1 protein-coding gene and 1 pseudogene are annotated in these 494 nt (G+C 41.3%); both read right to left on the reverse strand.

Going from position 1 to position 494, the window contains the following annotated elements; translation table 11 throughout:
- Window positions 1-236 (reverse strand): hypothetical protein (locus tag LQ247_RS21985; protein WP_231006604.1); only part of this gene is annotated, 236 nt, incomplete at its 3' end.
- A gap of 11 nt (window positions 237-247) precedes the next feature.
- Window positions 248-494, reverse strand: a pseudogene (locus LQ247_RS21990) (lipase); the annotation flags it as partial.

The following is a 494-nucleotide window of genomic DNA, read 5'->3' on the forward strand; positions in this document are numbered from 1 at the left end:
TGCGCTTTTCCTTCAAAGCTGTAGAGAAGCGATGAATAGACGCTGTTCATTTCTTTTTGTATATCGTCTATCTTAAACTTCGGTCTTAGTGTCGTTTTAATGCCTTCAAGCTTCGTTGCGGCTGATACCCTCATGCCCGTTTTCAGCATTTGAAGCTGATTGCGCCGTATGAGGAGCGTATCTTCTTGATCACCGTTTAAGTTGTTGAGTGAGGCTAGTTTATTGAAATTTTCCATTATGTCATCTCCTAAAGCTTAAGCCAGTTTGCCAGCATTTTATCTTTTGATTTAAAATCTTTTGCGATCTGAGCAAGGTACCTGCTGATGTCTTCTAAATCTGAAATCGTATTTTGTAATGAGGCGATGTACGCTTTTTCGGCATGAACATCGTAAAAGAGCGGATTGCCTTTTTTGTCAAACGACTGCGCCAGGTTTTTCAGCGTATTGTTTACATCTTCGAGTGTCAGCTTGTCGTATAGACCGTGGCCGACTTGA

It is taken from the genome of Bacillus sp. BS3(2021) (genome assembly GCF_021043345.1).
Taxonomy (GTDB): Bacteria; Bacillota; Bacilli; order Bacillales; family Bacillaceae; genus Bacillus; species Bacillus paralicheniformis.